The organism is Mycobacterium paraense, from assembly GCF_002101815.1.
GTDB lineage: Bacteria > Actinomycetota > Actinomycetes > Mycobacteriales > Mycobacteriaceae > Mycobacterium > Mycobacterium paraense.
The window spans coordinates 42462-58621 of record NZ_LQPM01000012.1 but is presented as its reverse complement, the minus strand read 5'-3'; the positions used below and the strand labels follow the sequence as shown (position 1 = coordinate 58621).

Annotated in this window: 13 protein-coding genes; 4 read left to right on the top strand and 9 right to left on the bottom strand. The window is 70.6% G+C overall.

What is annotated here, in order from left to right; translation table 11 throughout:
- Positions 1–10 precede the first annotated feature (10 nt).
- The 6 genes from AWB89_RS11670 to AWB89_RS11645 form a co-directional block, all read right to left on the bottom strand.
- On the bottom strand, positions 11–790 hold the full coding sequence (locus AWB89_RS11670; RefSeq protein ID WP_085173725.1) for an Fpg/Nei family DNA glycosylase: 780 nt from the start codon (positions 788–790) through the stop codon (positions 11–13).
- Positions 783–1673, bottom strand: a complete 891-nt coding sequence (gene ligD, locus AWB89_RS11665) for a non-homologous end-joining DNA ligase (protein WP_085173723.1) — start codon at positions 1671–1673, stop codon at positions 783–785. Before ligD (AWB89_RS11665) ends, AWB89_RS11670 begins: the two co-directional genes overlap by 8 nt.
- Positions 1673–2671, bottom strand: coding sequence for a non-homologous end-joining DNA ligase (gene ligD, locus AWB89_RS11660; RefSeq protein WP_085173721.1), 999 nt, complete (start codon positions 2669–2671; stop codon positions 1673–1675). The genes ligD (AWB89_RS11665) and ligD (AWB89_RS11660) overlap by 1 nt, the downstream gene beginning before the upstream one ends.
- Positions 2668–3069: a DNA polymerase ligase N-terminal domain-containing protein gene (locus AWB89_RS11655; RefSeq protein WP_142282515.1), complete on the bottom strand. Its 402-nt coding sequence runs from the start codon at positions 3067–3069 to the stop codon at positions 2668–2670. The genes ligD (AWB89_RS11660) and AWB89_RS11655 overlap by 4 nt, the downstream gene beginning before the upstream one ends.
- A gap of 58 nt (positions 3070–3127) precedes the next feature.
- Complete coding sequence (locus tag AWB89_RS11650) at positions 3128–3568, bottom strand: ribonuclease FAU-1 family protein (RefSeq protein ID WP_085173719.1); 441 nt, start codon at positions 3566–3568, stop codon at positions 3128–3130.
- Positions 3569–3653: 85 nt separating this feature from the next.
- Positions 3654–6392, bottom strand: a complete 2739-nt coding sequence (locus AWB89_RS11645) for an ATP-binding cassette domain-containing protein (RefSeq protein WP_085173717.1) — start codon at positions 6390–6392, stop codon at positions 3654–3656.
- Between the two features lie 237 nt (positions 6393–6629).
- Between AWB89_RS11645 and AWB89_RS11640 the strand changes: the two genes are divergently transcribed.
- The 3 genes from AWB89_RS11640 (at position 6630) to AWB89_RS11630 (ending at position 12274) form a co-directional block, all read left to right on the top strand.
- Positions 6630–8624, top strand: a complete 1995-nt coding sequence (locus AWB89_RS11640; protein ID WP_085094764.1) for a serine/threonine-protein kinase — start codon at positions 6630–6632, stop codon at positions 8622–8624.
- Positions 8625–8711: 87 nt separating this feature from the next.
- Positions 8712–10880, top strand: coding sequence for an excinuclease ABC subunit UvrB (gene uvrB, locus AWB89_RS11635; protein ID WP_085094766.1), 2169 nt, complete (start codon positions 8712–8714; stop codon positions 10878–10880).
- The gene (locus AWB89_RS11630; RefSeq protein WP_085173715.1) at positions 10877–12274 is read left to right on the top strand and encodes an MFS transporter; all 1398 of its coding nucleotides are present in this window, start codon (positions 10877–10879) and stop codon (positions 12272–12274) included. Before uvrB ends, AWB89_RS11630 begins: the two co-directional genes overlap by 4 nt.
- Positions 12275–12276: 2 nt before the next feature.
- Here AWB89_RS11630 and AWB89_RS11625 read toward each other — a convergent pair whose 3' ends face one another.
- Both AWB89_RS11625 and AWB89_RS11620 read right to left on the bottom strand, forming a co-directional pair.
- Positions 12277–12996 (bottom strand): MgtC/SapB family protein, encoded by a 720-nt coding sequence (locus tag AWB89_RS11625; protein WP_085173713.1) that lies wholly within the window; start codon positions 12994–12996, stop codon positions 12277–12279.
- A 39-nt stretch (positions 12997–13035) separates the two neighbouring features.
- Complete coding sequence (locus tag AWB89_RS11620) at positions 13036–14613, bottom strand: mannosyltransferase (protein ID WP_372515210.1); 1578 nt, start codon at positions 14611–14613, stop codon at positions 13036–13038.
- A 301-nt stretch (positions 14614–14914) separates the two neighbouring features.
- Between AWB89_RS11620 and AWB89_RS11610 the strand changes: the two genes are divergently transcribed.
- Positions 14915–15358, top strand: coding sequence for a universal stress protein (locus AWB89_RS11610; RefSeq protein ID WP_066911252.1), 444 nt, complete (start codon positions 14915–14917; stop codon positions 15356–15358).
- Positions 15359–15417: 59 nt separating this feature from the next.
- Here AWB89_RS11610 and AWB89_RS11605 read toward each other — a convergent pair whose 3' ends face one another.
- Positions 15418–16113, bottom strand: coding sequence for an MBL fold metallo-hydrolase (locus AWB89_RS11605; protein WP_085173709.1), 696 nt, complete (start codon positions 16111–16113; stop codon positions 15418–15420).
- Between the last annotated feature and the right edge of the window lie 47 nt (positions 16114–16160).

The following is a 16160-nucleotide window of genomic DNA, read 5'->3' as shown; positions in this document are numbered from 1 at the left end:
ACAGCCGACATTACGCCGACTGGCACCGCGGACACCACACCGACGTCCGGCCGCCCAGCCGGCCGTGCGCGAGCCGCGCGCCACAGCGCGGACAGGACGGATCCGGCTCGTCACGCACCCCGGTGAGCCACCGCGGCAACCCCGGGACCCGGCCGTGCCGCACCGAGGTACGCAGGACCGACGCCATGGCGGCGTGCAGCCGCTTGACGTCCTCGTCGTCCAAACCGGCGACCGGGCGGTTCGGCGCGATCCGGGCCCGCCAGCAGATCTCGTCGGTCAGCAGGTTGCCCAGCCCGGCGATCACCGACTGGTCCATCAGCGTGGGCTTCACGCGACCGCGCCGGCCCGACAGCAGATCGCGAAACGCCGGCAGGCCGATGCCCAGGCCGTCGGGGCCCTGCGGGCCCGTCACCAGCGCGACGTCCCGGTCGGTGTCGGCCAGCCATACCCCGCGCAGCTTGCGCAGGTCGGCGTAGCGCAGTTCCCCTCGATTCAGCGTGATCACCAGCCGTTCGTAGGGCTCGCGGGCGGCACCGCCGGCGGCGTAGTACGGGTGCCCCGTCATCCCGCTGTGCACCAGCAGGGTGGGGCCATCCGTCGGCAGCATCAGCCACTTGCCGTGCCGCCGTGGGGAATCGAAACGCCGGCCGTCCAGGCGCCGGCCCAGCGCCGCGGCGCCGATGTTGCGCAGCACGCCGGGATCGTGGACCTGCACGCGCCGGATCCGCCGCCCCGGCAGCGTGTCGGACAGCTGGCGGCGAAACCCCTCCACGTCGGGCAGCTCAGGCACGAAGCTTCGCCAGGCGCCGCGCGGGACCCGTCAACGCGCGGGCCCGCCGGTACATGCCGGCCCACGGATCCGGTTGCCCCGCAAGCCGCTTGGGAATATCGCGGATCGTGAACCGGTCCGCCCGCAGGTCGCGGGCGTCGAGCTCGTCCCACTCCAGCGGCGTCGCCACCGGAGCGCCCCGCCGGGCCCGGACCGAATACGGCGCAACCGCGGTCTGCGCGTAAGCGTTTCGCATGATGTCGAGGTACACTCGGTCGCCGCGCTTGTTCTTGCGCGCTTCCACGGTACGGTGCGCGGGGTCGTCGGCGGCCACCACCTCGGCCACCCCGCGGGCGAATTCCCGGGCGGTGTCGAAGTCGGCGTCGGGGCGCAGGGGCGTCACGACGTGCAAACCCCGTGACCCGGTGGTCTGCACGTAGCACGCCAGCCCGAGGTCGGCCAGGACCCCGGACACCGCGTGTGCCGTCGCGCGCACCACGCCGAAGTCGCCGTCGGACGGGTCGAGGTCGAAGACCAGGCGATCGGGGTTGTCCAGCCGCTGCCGCCGCGACTGCCACACGTGCAGCGTGACGCAGTTCTGGTTGGCCAGCCAGCGCAACGCTTCCGGGCGTTCGGCCACGGGATGCACCACCGTGCCGCCCTCCTTGGCGACCTCGACCCGGCCCATCCAGTCGGGCAGCGAATCGGCGAAATCCTGCTGCACCCAGCCCTGCTCGCGGATGCCGCGCGGGAACCGCTGCACGGTGAGCGCCCTGCCCTTGAGGTGCGGCAGCATCGCGCCGGCCACCTCGCCGTAATAGTCGACCAGTTCGCGCTTGGTGATCCCGGGATCGGGAAACACCACCCGCTCCGGGTGGGTGACCTCGACGGCGATGCGGGCCATCAGCGTGTTTCCCGCACCACGTCGGCGGGCTCCTTGTCGGTGCGCAGGCCGAGGTAGCGCGGGTGGCGCAGCTTGCCGTCGCGCGTCCACTCGCTGAAGCCGATCTGGACCACCAGCTCCGGACGCACCCAGCGGGCCCCGTTTTCCCGCACCAGCCCCCGGGTGAAGGGGGCGGCGTCCTGCTCGATCGGCGACAGCCGCCCGTGCAGGCGGCGCAGCGTGGCTTCGTCGAAACCGGTTCCCACCTTGCCGGCGTACACCAGGTCGCGGCCGTCGTGGTAGCCGAGCAGCAGCGCTCCCAACTCGATGCGGCTGCCCTTCGGGGCGGTGTAGCCGCCTACCACGAACTCCTGATCGCGAACGCACTTGAACTTCAACCAGTTCGGGGATCGCCGCCCGTCATACGTGGAGTCGGCCAGCTTCGCGATGACCCCCTCGTCACCGCGCTCGCAGGCTTGCCGGTAGGCGGTGATGCCGTCGCCGACGCGGTGGGCCGTGCAGCGCAGCGGATCATCGAAGTCAATGGCCTTGCGCAGCAGCCGTTTTCGCCACAGCAGCGGCACGTCAGTGGTCGACTTGCCGTCGAGGTGCATCAGGTCGAACAGGTAGTAAAAGACGCGGACCGGGGACGCACGGGCCACCTCGGGGTCGGTGATGCCCAGGCGGCCCTGCAACCGGGCGAAGCTGGTGCGCCGCCCCTCGAACGCCACCACCTCGCCGTCCACGACGAACCGTGTCGTGTGCTGGGCGCCCAGCGCGTCGACCAGTTCCGGGTAGGTGCCGTTGAGCGGCTGGCGGTTTCGCGACAGCAGCCGCACCCGGTCGCCGTCGCGGAACGCCAGGCAGCGCATCCCGTCGAATTTGCGCTCGAAGATCCAGTCCCGATCGGAGAACCGCTTCTCGGTCAGGGTGGCCAGCGTCGGGGCCCGCCAGTCGGGCACCGGCTCGTCGCGCAGCACCGCGCGCACGGACGCGGGCAGCGCGGCGAGGTCGGTCATGACCAGGCGTCCTCCTCTTCCTTGCGCTTGATCAGCAGCCACGTCTCTTCCTCGCCCTCGCGGACCCGGGTCAGCGAGTAGCAGCAGTGCAGCCGCTCGCCGCTCAGCCGAAACGAAAGATGTCCACACTCAAGGCATTCGGCCATCTCGTACTGCGTCACATTGGCGTAGGTGCCGCTGTCGGCGACGGCGACGTCATCCGCGGCGTCGTCCAGCGGCTGGTCGTCGGTGCGGCGGGCCATCCGCCCGTCCTTGGGGATCGTCCACGACACCAGCACGCCGTCGATCTCGAGGCGAAGGTCGTAGTGGTCGCCGCCGGCCGCGTCGTGCTCGAGAACGAAACACGGCCGGCCGCCGGACCGGCGTCTGCGCCGGTAGTCGGTCAAGCTCAAGCGCATGCCATGGGGATACCCGTCGGTAATTTGCGGAAACGATCCGGAAACGGTGTGGAAACGGCTATCTCCCATGCCAGGTCAGCTCCATGCCCTGGGTGGCGAGCCACCGGCAGAGGTCATAGTCGTTGCAGGCCAAGCCCTCGACGGCCGTCACGGCGCGCCGCACCGCCCGCTCCGCGACCTGCGCCGTCAGCAGGCCGTGGCGCAGCGCGTCCAGCAGTTCGTCGACATCGGCCAGCGTCGCCCCGGCGCCGGTGCGGACCTCAATGTCCAGGTAGTGGTCCTCCGAACGCCACACCTCGGGGCCCGGTGTGTATTCGCCCACATCGAGGTAGTAGTCGTGGTCGCGTTCATGGCCGGGATTGAAGTGAAAGACGGTGGCGCGCAAGCCCAGCCGCGGCAACAGCCACGACTCGAGGTAGTGGAATTGGGCGCGGCCGGGGGTGGGGCGGGCCAGGTAGAGGCCCCACGGCCGCACGACGTACTCGTCGACGGCCCGCACAATGCCCTTCGGATCGGTGTTGGTGCGGTCGACCAGGTGGAACGTCTCGTGCTTCGGCGGATGGATGGTCCCACCCTAACGGCGCTCAGCGCCTCAGTCGGATCTTCCACCGCACGAAGCCGGCGTAGAACAGCGACAGCGCGGCCAGCATGCCGATGTCGAAGAGCCAGATCCTCGACGTGTGCTCCCAGAACCGGTCCTGGGACACCAGCGAACCCGGCACCAGGTTGCGCAGGTCGACCGTCGACGCGGCCGCGGCGTAGCCCCAGCGCGCGGGCATCGCGAAGGACAGCTGGTCGAGCCCGAGCCGGCCGGTCACCGGGACCATTCCGCCGCACAGCACCAGCTGCGCCATCACCGTCACCACGAACAGCGGCATGATCTGCTCGCTGGAGCGGACCAGCGACGAGATGGCCAACCCGAGAATGGCCGAGGCGACGCACGTCGCCGCGACGGTGACGAAAAGTTCGGCGGTGGCGCCGAAGGTCGAATGGCCGAACAGGACGCCGCCGCGGGTCGGGGCGCTCTTCCCGATCACCACGATCGCGGTGATGATCGCCGACTGCAGGACCGCGAACCCGCAGAACACCGCGGTCTTGGCGAGCAGGTAGGCGGTGGTCGACAGCCCGACCGCCTGCTCGCGCTGGAAGATGGCGCGCTCGCCGACCAGGTCGCGGATCGTCAGCGCGGTCCCCATGAACGCGGCGGCGGGCAGCAGCAGGGCCAGGATCTGGGCGGCTTCATCGGGCGTCCCGGCGTTGGGGCCGGGCGCGTGGAACCCGTTGCCGCCGGGAACGGTCAGCGACAGTGAGCCCAGGATGAACGGCAGCAGCGCCAGGAAGACGAAATAGGCGCGGTCGGCGACGACCAGGCGGACCTGCCGGCGGGCGACGGTCGAGATCTGGCGCCGCACGCTCGTGTGCACCGGTTCGCCCAGGGCGCCCGGCTCGTCGGTCTTGTCCGGCACCAGCTTCTGCTGCCGCTTTTGCGCGTCGCGCTGCTCCAGGAACCGCCGGTTGGCCTCCTCGGGGTCGGCTCCCACCTTGGTGAAGATCTTGGCCCAGTTGGTGGTGCCCATCGCGTCGCCGATCTGGTCCGGCGGCCCGAAGTAGGCGGTCTTGCCGCCGGGCGCCACCAGGAGCAGCTGGTCGCACACGTCGAGGTAGGACAGCATGTGCGTCACCACGATCACCACGCGGCCGGCGTCGGCGAGCTGGCGCAGCATCGTCATGACCTGGTGGTCCAGCGCCGGGTCCAGGCCGGAGGTGGGCTCGTCGAGGATCAGCAGCGACGGCCCGGTGAGCAGCTCGAGCGCCACCGAGGCCCGCTTGCGCTGGCCGCCGGACAGCTTGTCGACGCGGGTGTCGGCGTGCTTGGTCAGGTCGAGCTCTTCCAGGACCTGGGCGACCACCTTGGCGCGGTCGGCCTTGCTGGTGTCCGGCGGCAGCCGCAGCTCGGCGGCGTAGCCCAGCGCCTGGTTGACCGTGAGCTGGCGGTGTACCACGTCGTCCTGGGGCACCATGCCGATCCGGCTGCGCAACGACGCGTACTCGGTGTGGATGTTGTGGCCCTCGAAGGTCACCGAGCCCGACGTCGGGGTGGTGTAGCCGGCGATCAGCCTGGCCAGCGTGCTCTTGCCGGCGCCGGAGCCGCCGATCACGGCGGTCAGCGTCCCGGGGCGGGCGGTCAGCGAGATGTCGTCGAGCAGCTGCTTGCCGTTGTCGACGACGTACTTGACGTTGCGCACCTCGAGCCCGCCGGTGCGCGTCGCGGCCTCGCTGCGCTGGACCAGGGTGCCGTCCCGGAACACCAGGTCGACATTGCCGATGGTGACGATGTCGTCGTCGGTCAGGATCGCCGACCCGACCCGCGTGCCGTTGACGAACGTCCCGTTGATGCTGTTGTCCCGGATCTCGGTCCCCAGCGGCGTCTGCAGCAGCGTCGCATGGTGCCGCGACGCCAGGACGTCGTAGACGACGATGTCGCTTTCGGCGGCGCGGCCGATCGTCATCGCGCCGGCCGTGCCGGCGGCGGCCGACATGCGCGGCGAGAGCAGCTTGACGAAGCGGGTGGCCAGGTTCGACACGTCGGCCGTCTTGGCGTCGATCACGGTGGACTCCGCGGGCGGCGCCGCGTCGGGCCGTTCCGCCGCCTCGGCGTTGACCACGGTCAGCGGGTCCGGCGCCGCGGCGCGCAGCGGCCCCTGCGCCGGCGCCATCCCCGACGTCTGGATCCGGGCGGCCGGCGGCGCCTGGCGGGGCGGCGCCCCGGGCGGTCGCGGCGGCGGCGGCGGACCCGGCGGCCTGGCCGGCTGCCTGGGCGGCATCGGGCGCGGCGGCGCCGGTGGGGGACCGCCGCGGACGGGGGGCACGGGCCGGCTGCGCGGCTGGCTTCCGGTCTGGCCGCGCGGCGGGGCGGTCGGATTGGTCGTCTCGGGCAGCGCGGACCACGCCAGCGTGGGCGGCCCGGAGTCCCGCGCCGGCCTGGGCTGGGGCGGCCGGTTGGTCTGGCCCTGCTGCGGCCCGACCGCGAAGGTCAGCCGCGGTCCCTGCGGGTTGCCGACGTTGATGCTCTGGCCGTCGTGGATGTCGATCACCGGCATCCGGTAGCCGTTGACATACGTGCCGTTGAGCGAGCCGTTGTCGATCGCCAGCCACCGGCCCTGGTCGAACCGCACGATGAGGTGCGCGCGGGAGATCCGCGGATCCGGGATGCGCATGTCGGCGTTGGCGTCACGCCCGACGACGACCTCGTGGCCGGCCGCGAACGAGCGTTGGGACCCGTCGTGCCGAATTGTCAGGACAGGCGGGGCGGGTCGGGTCACATACTCAAGTATCGGTCCGCGGTTCGAGTGGTCTCCATGGGACTCGCCTGTGATTTGTCTTTATTTCGGTTCGGCCACTCATAGCTCATTCATAGCCTGCTGAGACCCGTCGCCCACCGGCATCCGGCATGATTCCAGCGTGAGGGGAGTTAAAGGAGGGGACAAGCTTTGACGGACGGACATAAGGGGACGACCCGGCGCATCGACGTCGGGCGGCGGCTGCTGAGCAATCCGCGCATGGCCCGCGAGGCCCTGCGCGCGGGCTTCGAGTCGATACCCTCGGCGACCGTCGCGCACCTGTTCCGCCGCATCCCGCCCGTCAGCTCCACGCCCAACGCCGAGCCGGCGTCGGTGCCCCCCGCCGAGGTCAGCGGGTCGCGCCTGGCGCTGAGCAGCGGCGCGCCGTTCGCCGGCTACACGATCCTGCGCCAGCTGGGCGCCGGCGGGATGGCCGAGGTCTATCTGGCGCTGCACCCGCGGTTGCCGCGCCGCGACGTGATCAAGGTCCTCGCCGAGGCGGTCACCGCGGACCAGGAATTCCGGGAACGGTTCAACCGGGAGGCCGACCTGGCGGCGACGCTGTGGCACCCGCACATCGTCGGCGTCCACGACCGCGGCGAATTCGACGGCCAGCTCTGGATTTCCATGGACTACGTCGAGGGCACCGACGCCGCTCGGCTGGTCAAGGAGCGCTACCAGGACGGGATGCCGATCGACGAGGTCTGCGCGATCGTGCACGCCGTGGCGGGCGCGCTGGACTACGCGCACGATCGCGGCCTGCTGCACCGCGACGTCAAACCCGCCAACATCCTGCTCACCCACCCCGAGTACGGGGAACGCCGAATCCTGTTGGCGGACTTCGGCGTCGCGCGCCACCTGGCCAACATCAGCGGTATCACCGAGACGAACGTCGCGGTGGGGACCGTGGCCTACGCCGCCCCCGAACAGCTGACGGGCTCCAACATCGACGGCCGGGCCGACCAGTACGCGTTGGCCGCCACGGCTTTTCACCTGCTGACCGGCGCGCCGCCCTTCCAGCACTCCAACCCGGTCGCGGTGATCAGCCAGCATTTGCACGAGGATCCGCCCCGGCTCAGCGATTACCGCCCCGAGCTGGCGCACCTCGACGACGTCTTCTTCAAGGCCCTCGCCAAGCAGCCCGCCGACCGGTTCGACCGGTGCCGCGCGTTCGCCGCCGCCCTCAGCGAGTCGCTCTCCGACGACGCGGTCGAGCCGGCCGACGACAGCACCTCGGTCGAGCCGCCGCGCCGCCGCGGGTCGGTGGCGGCGCTGACCCAGCGGTTTTCGTCGCGGGCGCGGTGGGCGACCGCGCTGCTCTGCGCGGTGCTGATCGCGATCGCCGCCACCTGGTCCACCCTGTACTCGTTTCAGCCGGACAGCCCCCCGGCCAACGTCCCGGCCCTCGCGTCGAAACCGTCCGTGCCGGCGCCGAGCGCCGCGCCCGCCCGGGCCGGAGGGCCGACGCTCAACGGCACCTACCAGCTGACCTACGACCGCAGCAAGCAGACCACCAACGGCATCCCGATCCGCCACGACGGCCCGACCACCAGCTGGTGGGCGTTCCGCTCGGTGTGCACCACCAACGGATGCGCGGCGACCGGGACCCAGCTCGACGACACCAACCACCAGGTCGCCAGCACCGTCGACGGCGGTCACACGTACGCGCTGCGCTTCGTCGGCGGCTATTGGCAGGGCGGGTTTCAGCAGGAGCGCGCGGGCTGCACCCAGCCCAACGGGCAAGTGCGGGCCACCCAGCAGGAAACCGTCGCGGGGTCGCTGGCGCCGCAGTCCGACGGCACGCTGCGCGGCACGGTGACCCAAACGGCCCTGTCCAACGAGTGCGGCGCGCAGGGCGCCGTGGTGCGCGTCCCCGTCATCGCCACCCGCGTCGGTGACGCGCCGCCGACCGTGCCGTTGGCCGATCCCACCCAGGTGATCAGCTCCTCGACCGCACCCTCGCACCCCGCGGCGCCTGTGCTCGGCGGGGCGTGCAGCGACGTCGACAAGCTCGCCTACGACCCCACCAACAACGAGCAGGTCGTCTGCGAGGGCAACACGTGGTCCAAGGCGCCCATCACGATGGGCGTGCACGCCTCCGGCAGCTCCTGCGACCGGCCGAGCACGTCGGTGTTCGCCATGACCACGTCCAACGACGGCCACCTGCTGCAGTGCGATCCGGTGACGCGAACCTGGACGCGCCCGTCGGCGTAGGCCGGGCTCCCCGGAGTTGGGGTCACACCTCCCGCTCGCGGGGTCGACGGCCGGACACTTGTCGGTGCCCGCCTCTACCCTGGTGGCATGGCCTTTGCCACTGAACATCCCGTAGTCGCGCATTCGGAATACCGCCCCGCCGCAGAAGAGGTGGCGGGGCTGGTGCGCGCCGGCGGCCGCTTCGAGGTCGTCAGCCCGCACGCACCGGCCGGCGACCAGCCCGCGGCCATCGACGAGCTGGAGCGGCGGATCCGGGCGGGGGAGCGCGACGTGGTGCTGCTCGGTGCCACCGGCACCGGGAAGTCGGCCACCACGGCGTGGCTCATCGAGCGGCTGCAGCGCCCCACCCTGGTGATGGCGCCGAACAAGACGCTGGCCGCCCAGCTGGCCAACGAGCTGCGGGAGATGTTGCCGCACAACGCCGTTGAGTACTTCGTGTCGTACTACGACTACTACCAGCCGGAGGCGTACATCGCGCAGACCGACACCTACATCGAGAAGGACAGCTCGATCAACGACGACGTGGAGCGGCTGCGGCACTCCGCGACGTCGTCGCTGCTGTCGCGCCGCGATGTGGTGGTGGTGGCCTCGGTGTCGTGCATCTACGGCCTGGGCACCCCGCAGTCCTACCTGGACCGCTCCGTCGAGGTGCGGGTCGGCAGCGAGGTGCCGCGGGACGGGTTGCTGCGGCTGCTGGTCGACGTGCAGTACACCCGCAACGACCTGTCCTTCACCCGCGGCTCGTTCCGGGTGCGCGGCGACACCGTGGAGATCATCCCGTCCTACGAGGAGCTGGCGGTCCGCATCGAGTTCTTCGGCGACGAGGTCGAGGCGCTGTACTACCTGCACCCGCTGACCGGCGAGGTGATCCGCCAGGTCGACTCGCTGCGGATCTTCCCGGCCACCCACTACGTGGCCGGCCCGGAGCGGATGGCCCACGCGATCTCGACCATCGAGGAGGAGCTCGCCGAGCGGCTCGCCGAATTCGAAAGCCAGGGCAAGCTTTTGGAGGCCCAGCGGCTGCGGATGCGCACCAACTACGACATCGAGATGATGCGCCAGGTCGGATTCTGCTCGGGCATCGAGAACTATTCGCGCCACATCGACGGCCGGGGGCCCGGCTCGCCGCCGGCCACGCTGCTGGACTACTTCCCGGAAGACTTCCTGATGGTCATCGACGAGTCGCACGTCACGGTGCCGCAGATCGGCGGGATGTACGAGGGCGACATGTCGCGCAAGCGCAACCTGGTCGAATACGGTTTCCGGTTGCCGTCCGCGTGCGACAACCGCCCGCTGACGTGGGAGGAGTTCGCCGACCGGATCGGCCAGACGGTGTACCTGTCGGCGACGCCGGGCCCGTACGAGCTCAGCCAGTCCGGCGGCGAGTTCGTCGAGCAGGTGATCCGGCCGACCGGGCTGGTGGATCCGAAGGTGGTGGTCAAGCCCACCAAGGGCCAGATCGACGACCTCATCGGCGAGATCCGCAAGCGCGCCGACGCCGACCAGCGGGTCCTGGTGACGACGCTGACCAAGAAGATGGCCGAGGACCTCACCGACTACCTGCTCGAGATGGGCATCCGGGTGCGCTACCTGCATTCCGAGGTCGACACGCTGCGCCGGGTGGAGCTGCTGCGCCAGCTGCGGCTGGGCGAATACGACGTGCTGGTCGGCATCAATCTGCTGCGCGAGGGCCTGGACCTGCCGGAGGTGTCGCTGGTGGCGATCCTCGACGCCGACAAGGAGGGCTTCCTGCGGTCGACGCGCAGCCTGATCCAGACCATCGGCCGCGCCGCCCGCAACGTGTCCGGCGAGGTGCACATGTACGCCGACTCGATGACCGACTCGATGAAGGAGGCCATCGACGAGACCGAACGGCGCCGGGCCAAGCAGATCGCCTACAACGAGGCCAACGGCATCGACCCGCAGCCGCTGCGCAAGAAGATCGCCGACATCCTCGACCAGGTCTACCGCGAGGCCGACGACACCGAGACCGTCGAAATTGGGTCCGGGCGCAGCATGTCCCGCGGCCGCCGCGCCCAGGGCGAGCCGGGCCGCGCGGTCAGCGCCGGCGTGTTCGAGGGCCGCGACACGTCGAACATGCCCCGCGCCGAACTGGCCGACCTGATCAAGGACCTCACCGCACAGATGATGGCCGCCGCCCGTGACCTGCAGTTCGAGCTCGCGGCGCGGTTCCGCGACGAGATCGCCGACCTCAAGAAGGAACTGCGCGGGATGGACGCCGCCGGCCTGAAGTGACCCGCACCGCGAATGTCACCGGCAGCTGGCGTGAGCTGCTGGGCGCCCGGTACCTGGGCACGTCCGTCGTGCTGGCCGGCGGCGTCGGGCTGTACGCCACCAACGAGTTCCTGACCATCAGCCTGCTGCCCAACACCGTCGCCGAGATCGGCGGCAGCCGCCTCTACGCGTGGGTGACCACGCTGTACCTGGTCGGGTCGGTGGTGGCGGCGACCATGGTCAACCCGATGCTGGTGCGCGTCGGGGCGCGGCCGTCGTACCTGATGGGGCTGGCCGTGTTCGGTGTCTCCAGCCTGGCGTGCGGGGCCGCCCCCAACATGGAGGTGCTGATCGCCGCGCGCGCCCTGCAGGGCGTGGCCGGCGGGCTGCTGGCCGGCCTCGGCTACGCGGTGATCAACGCGGCGCTGCCGCGGTCGCTGTGGACCCGGGCCTCCGCGCTGGTGTCGGCGATGTGGGGCGTCGCGACGGTGGTCGGGCCCGCGATGGGCGGCCTGTTCGCCCAGTTCGGGCTGTGGCGGTGGGCGTTCGTCGCGATGGCGATCCTGACGGCGCTGATGGCGGCGCTGGTCCCGGTCGCGCTGCCCGCCGGCCGCGTCGGCGCGGGCGCCGAGACGCCGGTGCTGAGGGTGCCGGTGTGGTCGCTGGCGCTGATCGGCGCCGCGGCGCTGGCGGTCAGCGTCGCCCAGATCCCGCACAACATCGTCGCGACGGCCGGGCTGCTCGCGGCCGGTGTCGCGCTGGCCGGGCTGTTCGCGGTCGTCGACCGGCGGACGCGCGCCGCGGTGCTGCCGCCCAGCGTCTTCGGGCCGGGACCCTTGAAGTGGATCTACCTGACCATGGGCCTGCTGATGGTCGGCGCGATGGTCGACACGTACGTGCCGCTGTTCGGTCAGCGCTTGGCACACCTGACGCCGGTGGCCGCCGGGTTTCTGGGTGCGGCGCTGGCCGTCGGCTGGACCGTCTCGGAGATCGTCAGCGCGTCCCTGGTGAGCCCGCGGGCCATCGGCCGGGTCATCGCGGTCGCACCGGTGGTGGTGGCGTCGGGCCTGGCGCTGGGCGCCCTCACGCAGCGCGACAACGCGTCGGCCGGGGTGGTCGCGGCCTGGACGCTCGCGTTGCTCGTGGCCGGGATCGGGATCGGGATGGCCTGGCCCCATTTGTCCGTGCGCGCAATGGATTCCGTCGACGACCCGACCGAGGGCGTCGCGGCGGCCGCGGCCATCAACACGGTGCAGCTGGTCTCCGGCGCGTTCGGCGCGGGAGTGGCCGGCGTGGTGGTCAACACGACCCAGGGCGGCGACGCGATGGCGGCCCGCTGGCTGTTCGCCGTGTTCACGGCGTTGACCGCGGCGGGCGTGGTCGCTTCCTATCGCGCCACCCGCGGCGGCCGCTGAGCTCAGTCCGGTTCCTCGTCGGCGCGTATGACCGCGACGACCCCGTCGAGTTCGGCGAACACGTCGCGCGCGTTCCCCATCCTGGCGCCCGACAGGGTCATGGTCACCCTGACCTCGCCGTCGTCGATGTCATGGGCGTCGGCGTCGAGTTCGGTGAGCTGCCAATCGTGCTGCCCGGCTATGCGTAGCACCTCGCGCAGCACGCCGCGGCCGTTCTCGTAGATGATGTGCAGCCGGGTGGTCCCGCGCAGCCTGGCCGCGAGCTGGCGCTCCACCGCGCTGAAGGCCAGGGCGCTGACGAAGTGCAGCACCACCACGGCGATGGCGAGCAGCAGCAGGCCCGCGCCGGCCGCCATGCCCACCGCGGCCGATTCCCACACCGCCGCGGCCGTGGTGAGCCCGTGCACGGCGCCGCGCCGGGTGATGATGATGCCGGCGCCCAAAAAGCCCACGCCCGAGACGATTTGGGCCGCGACGCGGGACGGGTCGAGCACGATCGACCCGGGGTGCAGCACATCGCCGAAGCCGCACTTGCTGACCAGCATGATCAACGCCGCCGACGTGCCGACGATGGTCTGGGTCCGCAGCCCGGCGCTCTTACCCTGCACCGTCCGCTCCATGCCGATCAGCGCCGTCAAACCGAACGCGGCCAACAGTTCGACGAAGTGCCGCACGTCCTGCACGTCGCCACCCAGCAGCGGGCCGGCCAGCCAAATCTGCATGACCGTCAACTACCCAGAGCCGGCGCTTCTATGCCCCCGTCATCGCGTCGACTTGAGCACCTGCGAGTAATGGAATTGCCAGCGCTCCACGATGCGGAACCCGAGGTAGCTGGGGAATCGATACGCCGGGGCGCGCCCGAAGGCCGTCCCGGGCGGCAGTGCCGGTCCGGCTTGGTGATCGGGCAGCGACGTGTCCCGGTTGGTGATGGTCCAGATGGTCGTGCACTTGTTGATCTTGGCCGTGGTCAGCCACACCGCGACGTGCCCGTCCCACAGCCAGCCGACCTTGGGTCCGTAGGCGCCGCGCTCGACGTCGATCAGCGACTTGAAGGCGGCCGGTCGGGTGGCCAACAGGGCGCGGATCGGGCCCGGCCGCCAGGGCACGGTGTTGTCCACCATCAGGCAGTCCCCGGGCGACGCGTGGGAGCTGATCAGGTCGGCCACCTGGCTGTAATCCCAGCCCTCCTTGGCGTAGGGCCAGCGCTGAATGAACAGGTAGTTGGGCAGCGCGGCCCCGGCGAACACCAGCACCGCGGCCGCGATCGGCCACGGTTTGCGCGCGATCGTCACGATGCAGAGGGCCATGACGACGGCCGCCGCGGGCGCGGTGAGGATCAGGTAACGCGGAAAGTAGATCGGTTCGATGGCCGCCGAGTAGACGACGACCAGGGCGGTGGGCAGGACGATCCAGACCACGCACACGGTCAACAGGGCGCGGGTGTCGCCGGCCGGACCCCGGGCGCCCCGGAGCCGGGCGGCCACCGCGGCGAGGATGAGGACGCCCGTGAGGATGGCGAACGGAACGCTGTGGTCGAAGTACTGCCGCAGGATGATGTCGAACGCGTAGTGCCAGCTGACCGGGAAGAGCCAGTTGACCTGGTACACCTGGCCGTGGGCGAAGACGATGAACGGCGTCACCGCGCCGACGGCGACGGCCGAGCTGATGGCCCACCGGATGACCGGGGACTTGCGGGATCCCTTGGGCGCCAGCGCCGGCAGCGCCGCGGCGTACACCGGCACCAACAGGATCAGGTTGAGGCTCAGCACGATCGAGACCGCCAGCGCCGCCGCGTAGGACACCCACAGGCGCGCCCGGTTGCGCCGGACGGCGGTGACCAGCAGCACCGTCAGCCAGATGGTCGCGGCGGCCGCGAAGGCATAGGAGCGCGCTTCCATGCCCGCCCAGGTGGTGCGCGGCAGGATCGCGAACACGACACCCGCGCACACCGCCGTGGCGCGCCCGGGGACGAACTGCTTGGTGAACACGGTGACGCCGGCGGCGGCGGCCCCGACCGCCAGGGCGCTGGGCGCCCGCGACCAGAATTCGGTCGGCGGAAAGATCGCGAACCAACCGTGCATGAGCAGGTAATACAGCCCGTGAACGGCGTCGATGTAGCCGAGCAGCTTCCACAGCTCGGGCAGGGTCCGGCTGGCCGCGGCCGAAATCGTGGCGCCCTCGTCGAACCACAACGACGGCCGGCAGGCCCATGCGGCGCTCACGACCGCGGCGAACACCGCGATCGCCCACGGATCGAGCAACCTGCCGCGCCCGCGCGCGGGCCCGGCCTGGTCAGCGACCCCGGGGGCGTCGAAGGCCCGCTGCTCAGCGGTGGACATGGCCATGATGCTTGTCACTGTAGGGCGCACCGGATGAACCGTCTCACCATTAGTCCGCCGTGCGGGGGCGGCGTATTCGGACTCCGGCGCCGCATTTCGCGAAAACGTCGGGAATGCAAGGCTTTCCGTTTTGCGGTGGTCAGGCGGCCATTTCGCAGCCGGGCAAACTTTTCGTTGCCCCAGCGTGGCCCCGCAATTGACGGTCGCGCCACGCCGCGCTGACCCACGAATCTGATCCCTCTTTGTCCGGCAAACACGATACTGTCTTGGGTTGGCGGACCAACCGAAACTGGGAGGGTAAATGAGTGCCTATCGGACCGTGGTGGTCGGGACGGACGGCTCGGATTCATCGTTTCGTGCGGTGGACAAGGCAGCGCAGATTGCCGGAGACGACGCCAAGCTGATCATTGCGTCGGCCTACCTGCCGCAGCACGAGGACACCCGGGCCGCCGACGCTCTGAGGGACGAGAGCTACAAGGTGTCGGGCACGGCCCCGATCTACGCGATCCTGCAGGACGCCAAGGAGCGCGCGCACAAAGCCGGAGCCAAGAACGTCGAGGAGCGCTCGGTCGTCGGCGCCCCGGTCGACGCGCTGGTCAAGCTGGCCGAGGACGAGAAGGCCGACCTGCTGGTCGTCGGCAACGTCGGCCTGAGCACGATCGCCGGCCGGCTTCTCGGGTCGGTGCCCGCCAACGTCTCGCGTCGCGCCAAGGTCGACGTCTTGATCGTGCACACCACGAACTAGATCGATGTGGCGATCCGCGTCGCCCGGCCAGGCCGCGCTCGCGATCGCCACTAGATCGCTTACCAGCCCCGCTCGCGCCATTCGCCCAGGTGGGGGCGTTCTTCGCCCAAGACGGTGTCGTCGCCGTGGCCGGGGTAGATGACGGTGGAGTCGTCGTACACGTCGAACACCCGGGTGGTGACGTCGTCGAGCAGCTGGGCGAAATCCCCGGGCTGCCAGGTCTTGCCGACCCCGCCGGGGAACAGGCAGTCGCCGGTGAACAGCTGCGTGACGCCGCCGGTCGCCGGCCCATCGAGGGCCAGCGCGATCGACCCCGGCGTGTGCCCGCGCAGGTGGATGACGTCAAACCTCAGCTTGCCGATGTGCAGGGTGTCGCCGCCCGCGAGCAAACGCTCGGGTTTGACCGGCAGCGGCTCGGCGTCGATCGCGTTGGCGGCGGTCGGCGCACCGGTGGCGGCGGCGACGGCCTCCAGCGCCTGCCAATGATCGAAGTGCTGGTGGCTGGTCACGATCAGCGACAGCCTCGGCGCGTAGCGCCGGATCAGGTCGATCAGGAGGTCGGCGTCGTTGGCCGCGTCGATCAGCAGCGTTTCGCCGGTCTCGGCGCACGTGACCAGATAGGCATTGTTGTCCATCGGGCCCACCGACGCCTTTAGAATCGTGGCGCCGGGTAGGGTCCGGCGGGCCGCGGTACCGGGGTCGACGTGTCCGGTGTAGTTGGCCAACTCACCAGCGGGCATATCCTCGGCCGTCATAGCGGCCACGTTACTGGTCGAACGTTGCTTGTCGGTACGGGCACATA

What these genes read in the sequence shown, in the direction of transcription:
- ligD (WP_085173721.1), bottom strand. Translation starts at nt 2,671, where the DNA reads ATGACCGACCTCGCCGCGCTGCCCGCGTCCGTGCGCGCGGTGCTGCGC.
- uvrB (WP_085094766.1), top strand. Translation starts at nt 8,712, where the DNA reads ATGGCCTTTGCCACTGAACATCCCGTAGTCGCGCATTCGGAATACCGC.
- AWB89_RS11620 (WP_372515210.1), bottom strand. Translation starts at nt 14,613, where the DNA reads ATGTCCACCGCTGAGCAGCGGGCCTTCGACGCCCCCGGGGTCGCTGAC.
- AWB89_RS11610 (WP_066911252.1), top strand. Translation starts at nt 14,915, where the DNA reads ATGAGTGCCTATCGGACCGTGGTGGTCGGGACGGACGGCTCGGATTCA.
- AWB89_RS11625 (WP_085173713.1), bottom strand. Translation starts at nt 12,996, where the DNA reads ATGCAGATTTGGCTGGCCGGCCCGCTGCTGGGTGGCGACGTGCAGGAC.
- AWB89_RS11605 (WP_085173709.1), bottom strand. Translation starts at nt 16,113, where the DNA reads ATGACGGCCGAGGATATGCCCGCTGGTGAGTTGGCCAACTACACCGGA.
- AWB89_RS11655 (WP_142282515.1), bottom strand. Translation starts at nt 3,069, where the DNA reads ATGCGCTTGAGCTTGACCGACTACCGGCGCAGACGCCGGTCCGGCGGC.
- AWB89_RS11640 (WP_085094764.1), top strand. Translation starts at nt 6,630, where the DNA reads ATGGCCCGCGAGGCCCTGCGCGCGGGCTTCGAGTCGATACCCTCGGCG.
- ligD (WP_085173723.1), bottom strand. Translation starts at nt 1,673, where the DNA reads ATGGCCCGCATCGCCGTCGAGGTCACCCACCCGGAGCGGGTGGTGTTT.